Annotated in this window: 1 pseudogene; it reads right to left on the bottom strand. The window is 70.1% G+C overall.

Annotation, left to right across the window (positions count from 1 at the left end):
- Window positions 1-45: 45 nt before the first annotated feature.
- Window positions 46-1565 (bottom strand): annotated as a pseudogene (locus ACH4YL_RS40720) (ISKra4 family transposase).
- Between the last annotated feature and the right edge of the window lie 119 nt (window positions 1566-1684).

Raw genomic sequence — 1684 nt, forward strand, 5'->3', positions numbered from 1 at the left:
TGTTGAAACCGAGATGGGTGCGGCTCTGTTGCGGGGAGTCGTTGATCAGGCTGCGAGGGTGAGGGCGTCTCGGTAGCGGATGGTGTGGATACGCAGGTGTTCGCGTTGTAGGTGGTAGCTCCAGTAGGCGTCGAAGTCGCCGCTGGCGTGTACTGCGCGGAGCTTGAGGACGGCTTCGGCGCCGGCCAGGCTCCATCGGGCTCCGGTGATGTCCATGCGGTCCTTGACCAGGTAGCGGCAGGCGCCTTCCACGATGCCGGTGGCGATCGGCCAGCCCGCGGCCAGTGCCCGCCCGTAGTCGAGGTACGGGGCCTTGGCGTGCAGATAGCCGGCGCAGGTGTCCGCGCCTGCGCGCTTGGACGGGGACAGCTTGGCCAGGGTCGCCTTCTGGCGGATCGCGGCGGCGACCTTGACCGCCTTGCCTGCCAGGATGCGGCGGGCCTGCTCGCCGACCCATGCCTCCGCGGCCCGGTCCCCGGGTGGGAAGAAGCACCAAGCGGCCTTCCACAGGTACTCGAGGACATGCACGATGTCGCACACGATGTGCACGGCCACCTCGCGGCGGGCAGCCTCGGCCCGGATCACCTCCAGCTGGTACTGCGCGCCGTCCACCAGAACCACCCAGGTCCGGGTACGCCCGGGGTCGCGCCGCTCGGCCTCGTCGAAGACGGCCGCGACCACGTCCTTGCAGGAGTCCCGGACGCTCGCGGTCACCCACTTCCCTGTCGCCACTGGGCCCTTGACCTTGTCCTCGCGGTCCAGGGTGGTGGCCGGGATGATGTCCAGGGGCGTGCGCACAACTGGGTGGGCGTCGTAGACGGCGGCGACTTCGGCCATCCGCTTGCGGCCGCGCTTCTCCCCGCTGGACAGGCGCGAGTCCAGCCGCTGTCCGCCCGCGGCGTCCTTCCTGGCGGCGTTGCGGCGGGTGGCTTCGCGCAGGTCGGCGGGCAGCATGACAATGCCTTTCGCGTCGAGGGTGAGCACCAGCAGCGTGTCCGCCTCCGCGGGCTCGGGCCGCTGGTGGCAGTAGAAGTCGTCCACATCCATCGCGGCGCGCTGGACGAGCTCTTCGACCTGCCGCTTGCCCGGCGCGCTGCCGCAGGAGCGGGCGATCGCGGCTCGAGCGTCGTCGAAGGATCCGCGCACCGCCTCGACGGCCGCGCGCCTGCGCAGGCCATGGGAGTGTTTCTCGCGTGGCAGCGACAACGCCATGTCCGCGGGGTCAGGCCCGGCACCCCAGGCGCCCGGTAGACGATCCGTTCCACCTCGACCTCACCGAACACCGTCGCCAGCGCCCGCGTGCGACCCCGCTCGGCCCGGGTGCGGACCACGCCGTCGGAGCCCGTGACCGCGTCAACCCGCTGTTCCTGCAACGCCCGCAAGCGCAGGTGATCCTGGAACAGGCACCGCAGCAGTGCCGTGCCGTCGGCGTGCAGACGTTCTTCCAGCTCGCCGTGGGTGCCAGCGCGTGCCTCGGCCCCGGACAGCATCGCGACCAGCGACTCGAACCTTGCCCGCGAGTCGGCGAAGACGTCCAGCGGCGCGGCAGTTGCGTAGGCTTCCATCGGGCTCTTTCTTTGCGATCACGGCGTAGAACACCTTGATCAACGAGGAAGAGCCCTCCTCATGCCGTCCCGCACCTGCGAATCATCATCCAAGGGCTCCCCGCAACAGAGCCGCACCC

The organism is Streptomyces sp. NPDC020681, from assembly GCF_044334895.1.
GTDB lineage: Bacteria > Actinomycetota > Actinomycetes > Streptomycetales > Streptomycetaceae > Streptomyces.